Raw genomic sequence first — 6599 nt, forward strand, 5'->3', positions numbered from 1 at the left:
AGCTGTTAGTTGTTGAATGCGATTTGCAAGCCCACAAAATAAGTGCGTCCGGGACTGATTGTTCCATAATGCGAACCATAAGGGCTGTCATCTACATAATCGAACAGGTTATCAACCCCGGCAGACAATTCAAAATCAAAGGCTCCCCTGGTTTCTAAACGGTGAATAGTAGTCAGCTTCCACAAATTATAGCCTTTGGCATTGCCATATTCATCATCATAAAATTTATCATCCTGGAAACGGCCATTCAGGTTGGCAGTCAGTTGGTATTTTTTCCAGTTGTGCATATAGCTAAAGCGGATGTTGCCGTAATTCTGAGCAACTCCTTCCAAACGAATATTATCTGTTTTATTCTGGGCATTGACATAACTGTAACCTCCGCCAACAGAAAATCCGGCAGTAATATTTGCATTAAAAAGAATGTCAAAACCTTTTGTGCCGGCTTCCGAAATATTGTAATGCTGGCGAGTAGTTTTCACACCGTTTGCGGCATCTTCTGGTGATGTTTCTATCGTTTGGTAGTCAATCAAATCATCCACGGTATTCTGGTAGCCGGTAACACTGAACGAAAACCGGTTGATTATATATTCTGCCGAAAGTGCAAAATAATCTGATGTTTGTGGTTTCAAGTCCGGGTTTCCTAAATACAGGTTACTTCTTTTTGCATAGTAATAATATAGTTCTTTTAGGGTTGGTGCTTTAAAGCCACGGGCATAGGTTCCCCTAAAGTTAAAATCGTGCAATTTATATAGTGCTGATATTTTGGGTGAAAAGGCGTTTCCAAACTCTTTGTGATTAACGTAGCGGGCACCTGCTACCAGTATTAAATTTTCGAAGAATTTCATCTCGTCCTGGGCATAAAAGGCCATTGTGTAGGCATCGGCTGAAGTTCCAGGCAAGCGTCCTTCCGATTCGAGTTCCTCGTTCACATATTCTCCGCCTACCGAGAACTGATGGCTGTCCGAAAGTTTAAAAATTCCTTTCAGATTTAACGATTGACGCAACTGTTCGGTTTGTTTGGCTTTGTCTCCTGTCACAAAGTCGCCTGATTCCTGATTGTATTTATAGAAGTAATTGAAATTATCGGAATTCCAATCGAGCGATAATTTGTTTTCTTTTCCAAGCAGGTACCCGGCTCCGGCGGAATAGCTAAAATCATCATACGAATAGCCGTATTTTCCAACGCTTACGGGACGCTCAACATCTCGTTCGTATTTTGATCCTTGTGCATACACGCTAAGTTTTTGGGTCAGGTTGTAAGCCAATTTTTGATTAAACGTAAAGTCGGTCGACTGATTTTGTGCCATGGCTTCGGTTTCCACCAACTCATCATCATCCAGCTCGTATTTGCTTAACTGCCAGCCATCCGTAGTTTTTCGGTCAAACGATGTTGTGGAAGATAGTTTCCCAAAATTCAGATTAAGACTGTTGTGTTGTATCCACTCACCATAACTGCCCACTCTTGAATTGTTAACTACATTGATTTTGTTGTTGGCTTTTTTGGTGATGATGTTTATAACCCCGGCAATGGCTTCGGAACCATACAATGCGGAAGAAGCACCTTTTACTACTTCAATTCGTTCCACATTGTCAGGATTTATACGGTTTAGGTCGCTCTGTCCGCCAATATCCCCGTAAGTTCTTTTTCCGTCAATCAGAACCAGGATGTAGTCATTACCCAAGCCGTTCAACTGCATAAAAGGTCCCATTACGCCTGGGGTGAAATCAAACGAAGGACTTACTGCTAACATCAAATCGTTGAAATCGGACGGAGCAATTCGGTTGATCAGATTTTTATTAATGAGCTCAGTCTGAACAGGTGCGCTTTTCAGGTGATGTGGCGTTCCGGTTCCGGTAATAACAACTTCACCTAAGGTGCTGGTTGATTTTTCAAGCTCACAATCGAACTTCGTTTCTGCACCGGAAAGGGTAATTTGTTCTTTCATCCGGTGATATCCAATGCATGAAACAACTACCTCATAAATTCCGGGTTTCACATCTTTAATAAGGAATTCACCATTTTTGTCGCTTACGGTTCCCAAAGTTGTTCCATTAAAATACACATTGGCACCTACAAGTGGTTGGCCCGAATTTTTCTCACTTACCGTTCCTGTGAACGATACATTTTGTGCCCAAAGGTTGGATGCACTGAACAATAAAATTAAAGTTAAAAACCAGTTGAATTTTTGCATGGTTTAATTATTTAAATGTTAAACAATTGCACCTTGCTTTCCATCGTCAACCCCATGACGATACAATAAAAATAATGTTGAACTATGTAGGTTCACAACATTAACTTCTTACCCGGAAGCAAAATGTATATATTACTGATTTTGGCAGGTTTTCTGGCTCGCCCCGGATTGAAATGCCTTCCCGTTCCGAAAATTCGGTACAGTGGCAAAAGAATTTTTCAATCCTTCAACAGGGCTTACAGCTGCGGGTACAGCTCCGGTTTTTCACCGGATTCCCTTTTATTATTCCTGATGTTTTCAGGAACAATCACCTAAAATCGGCCGCAAATGTATTGATTAAAATTTAAACGGGATTGTATTTATTAAACGAAAAGAAAAAAATATTGATTATCCGTTCTATGTCATAATTATTATTTAGCAAGTCATGCTGTCCATCAGCTGACGGATTCAGCATCTCTCGCATCTAATAATCAACTATTTGCAAGAAAGACCCTGAAACAAGTTCAGGGTGACGTGCTGGTTGTGACCAATTGCGGACATCCAATAAAAAATAATAAAATTTAGAAAGAGTCTTTTGAGATGGGGTTATTATGCCGATTTAACAATGATCGATTGAAAATCCATAGCTCAAAAAGCGAATGAAATTCGTAATAAAACCGACCACCAACAGCGCTTTCTTTCCATTCCCATAACGATATTGAAGAAGATTTTTTAACAAAAAGTCACAGAACCTCAACAAATTATATTATTTTCAACAATCGTTTAGCCTGATCTCATCTTGAAAAATTGCAGACACATACCAGTTAATAAACAACAAAAATGCATAGCAAACATTCCCTTTTATTTCGAATGAAGCCTGATAATTGGCTTAAAACGACCTTCGTTGGTTATTACTATTCGGCATACATAAATCACTAAAAATAAATTCCCCGATTGATCTATTACTGCCAAGTACTGTATAAGAATATGCCCATAGTCATTGCCGGAATTTGTAATAAAAATTAACTTACTCCATCCAACTTGCCCAAATTCTGCTTCCGCGTTCCTCTTGATTATCAATTCGAAGATGTACATCAATTTCCTGTTGCATTTCTTCCACATGCGAAATCACGCCTACAATTCGATTTTCTTTTCGAAGCGATTTTAGCGTGTCAAAAACAACTCCCAGTGATTCTTTGTCCAGGGAACCAAAACCCTCGTCGAGGAAGAAAAAGTTTTGGTTCGATTCAGTAATTTTCTGAATGTTGTCGGCCAGCGCTAAAGCCAGCGACAAAGCTGCCTGAAATGTCTGTCCACCGGAAAGCGTTTTTACACTTCTTATTTTTCCACCATTCATAAAATCGCGTACCTGGAAATTATTGTCGGGCGTGATTTCCAAACTCAGCTTTTGTCGTGTAAGCTGGAAGAAACGGTCGTTGGCAGCATTGCACAAATTTTGCAAATAAACCGACGAAATGTAGTTGACAAAACCACTGGCTTTGAACAGCGATTTCATCGTTTTCAGATTCTCGGCCCGCAACTCCAGTTTTTCCAATTCTTTCCGAAGAGCAGCCTGGCTTTCCAAATCTTTTTGCAACTTTTTCAGCTGTTCTGAAATTTTCCCCTGCTCCTGGTTCTTCCGAACAAGCTGTTCCTTTAACAAAGCAATGTCGGCATTTAATTTCTGATGCGTTTCCTTATCATAAACACGTTCGCCGATTTCTTTCTGCAATTCTTCCAGCAACGACTTGGCACGTAAAAACTGATCTTTAAAATGCGCTATTCGTTGTTTTTCCTGATCCGGATTAAACTGTTCCGACAAGATTGCCGTAACCTCATCGATGGAATTATACGTCGATTTCTCCAGCTGTTCCTTTGTTTGCTGTTTCAGCTTCTCCATGCTTTGTTTTTCCTGCTCCAGCTCCTTTTTGCCAGCCTGTACCGAACCAAACAAGGTGTCGCGCAGTTTGCTTTTCTCGGTTATTTGCTGAGTTATTTCGGAGAAAGATTTTTCCAACTGGCTATGTTCCTTCTGCAGCTTACTTTTTTCTGTTTCAATCTGTTCAATTTTAACTTCCTGATAAGTTTCGGCTTTTATCAACCGCAGTTGCTTTTCCAGCGTTTTTAGTTCAGTTTGCTGTACGGTTAAAACGGTTCTGATTTTATCGACTTCCACCTGAAACCGTTTAAAATCATTCCCTTTCTTATCCATATCCTTCCCTAACTTCTCCAGTAAATCATCCTGCTTTTTCAATTCGCCCTGAATACGCCTTGCTTCCTGAAACGCCTTTTCCAGTTCGGTTTCCACGCGATATTTCTCCCAGGTAAATTTCTTTGCATGAGCCTCGATTCTTTCCTGCTGAGCCTTTTGTTTTTGCAACAAAGAGTTTTTCTGCTGATGAATCATCTCCTGCTGTTTGCTGAATAGATTTATGCGGCTTATCCAATCCGATAGCTGTTCCTGTTCTTTTTCGTTTGCCTGTTTTTCTGCCGAAAGCTTCAACAGCGTATCGTTCAGGTCTTCGGTTTTTAAAACATCGGGATGATGCAACGAACCGCAAAGCGGACATGGCGCTCCTTCTTCCAGGTTTTCGGAATAAGCTTTCAACTGCGCCTTTACCCGGAGATGACTTTCCTGCTCATTCAGTGCTTTCTGCTTTTCCTTTACTTTTCCGGTTTTATCCTTTAAGATTTGAACGATACTGGAATATTCTGTTTCCGGGAGTTTCCCGAGACCGGCTTCTTCCAATAGTTTGGCCACAGAATTTTGCAGCGTTGAAGTTGTTTTTTGATTTTCTTCCAACTCCTTTTGAATTGCCGGAAGTTCCTTTTCGAGCAGATGTTTCTCGGTGTACCAGGTTTTTACCGCAGCTAACAGTTCCAGGTCGGGCATCTTCCCTTTCGAGACTTTTATCAGCGCCTCCAACTCCAGTTTCTGAGTCTTTAGTTGTTCCAGTGTTTTTTCAGTTTCGTTACAAACCTGAGTTCCTTTCTGTAGCCTTACATTTTCTTTTGAAATGGTTTGCTCCAGCGTTTTCATTTGTATTAAGCGGCCAAGTTCATCTGCCTTTTGTTTTAACTCTTCCCGTTTCTCATAAGCCGGTTTTAGTGCCTCAAGTTTCTTGTTCAATGTTCCGATTTCGCTCTCCTGCAACTTCAGTTTTTCTTCATCCTGCTTAAGCTGTTTTTCGCGGATCTGCACTTTCTCGTTTGTCGATTTCAATCCATCCAGCAAATGCTTAAACTGAATTACACACTGTTCGAAACGGGAGATTTTCTGCTCCAACTGTTTGAAAACCGGCTCTTGTTCCTGCAACGATTTGTATGCTTTTTCAGCCTTTGATTTTCGCACTGCTAAATCCTGAAGTTTCCGAAGTCCTTCTTCCGACTTCTGATAGTCAGCCAATTTTGTATTCTGCTCTTTAAGTTCATTCTCAAGTTGCTCCAGTTGAGATTTGAATTGCTTCAATTGCTCAGCGTCAACGCTTCCCAATTGCTGCAACTGCCCTTCGATGTTCTGCTTTTGCGCATTATTTTTGCTTTCGAGGGCGGTTACTTTATAATAAAATTCAAATTTCCCGAGGTTAAAAAGTTCCTTCATCATTTGAGTCCGGTCTTTATTTCCCAATTGGAGAAATTCCTGAAACTGTCCCTGCGGAATGATAATCGTACGTTTAAAATTGTCGTAACTCAATCCGATTGCCTGTTCAAGCTCAGCTGCTTCGATGGGAATCCACTCGTTCCCTTTTTTCCGGTAAGCCGACCGGTTCAGGGCTTTAACATCTTCAAAGTTTTTGCCGTTGCGCTTGCCTTTAACCGTTGCCCGATAGGCCGTTTGTTCTTTACCAGTTTCAAATACAAAATCGATGAGCAGCTCATTCGATTTCAGGTTCATCATATTGTAGTAACGATTGTCTCCTGAAAGATTAAGCCGGTCAGTTCGTCCGTAAATGGCAAAAGTAATAGCTTCCAGAATCGAGGACTTTCCACTTCCTACGGTTCCGAAAATCCCAAACAGATTGGCAGCTGTGAGTTTTGTAAAATCGATGGTTTGCTTTTCCTGGTAGGAATACAAACCCTGTATGGTGAGTTCTACGGGTATCATTGTTCTTCTTCAGCTAAAATTTCAGTAAATAAATTCTTCAAATCATCGTTCGGCTCCTGTCCCTTTTCGTGCATGAAATAATCGCGGAACAGCTCCTCCATGCTACGGCTCAAATCAATCTGTTTCTGTTGGTTTCCAACCAAATTATCAGGATTTGTTACTTCGGGAATAATCGAAACTATTCCGGCATGCGCTTTATTTAACTGCTTGCGGTCAGTGGCGTTCAGGTAAGTTTCTGTTACCAGCGTTAATTCCACTAAAGCCTCCTGATTTTCGGACAACCAATCCAAAGCGTCTTCCATTCCTTCTGCACGTTTGCGTAA

Annotated in this window: 2 protein-coding genes, 1 pseudogene and 1 riboswitch; all 3 genes and pseudogenes read right to left on the reverse strand. The window is 40.9% G+C overall.

The annotated features are described in order from the left end of the window. Positions 1-5 precede the first annotated feature (5 nt). Positions 6-2192 (reverse strand): TonB-dependent receptor, encoded by a 2187-nt coding sequence (locus BMW53_RS14835; RefSeq protein WP_038554219.1) that lies wholly within the window; start codon positions 2190-2192, stop codon positions 6-8. 126 nt (positions 2193-2318) lie between these two features. Beyond that, positions 2319-2522, reverse strand: a riboswitch (cobalamin riboswitch). A 676-nt stretch (positions 2523-3198) separates the two neighbouring features. Next, positions 3199-6276: an SbcC/MukB-like Walker B domain-containing protein gene (locus tag BMW53_RS14840; protein WP_038554222.1), complete on the reverse strand. Its 3078-nt coding sequence runs from the start codon at positions 6274-6276 to the stop codon at positions 3199-3201. Further along, positions 6273-6599, reverse strand: a pseudogene (locus tag BMW53_RS20975) (exonuclease sbcCD subunit D); the annotation flags it as partial. The gene BMW53_RS14840 and the pseudogene BMW53_RS20975, both read right to left, overlap by 4 nt.

The organism is Draconibacterium orientale, assembly GCF_900111425.1.
GTDB classification, from domain to species: Bacteria; Bacteroidota; Bacteroidia; order Bacteroidales; family Prolixibacteraceae; genus Draconibacterium; species Draconibacterium orientale.

What these genes read in the sequence shown, in the direction of transcription:
- BMW53_RS14835 (WP_038554219.1), bottom strand. Translation starts at nt 2,192, where the DNA reads ATGCAAAAATTCAACTGGTTTTTAACTTTAATTTTATTGTTCAGTGCA.
- BMW53_RS14840 (WP_038554222.1), bottom strand. Translation starts at nt 6,276, where the DNA reads ATGATACCCGTAGAACTCACCATACAGGGTTTGTATTCCTACCAGGAA.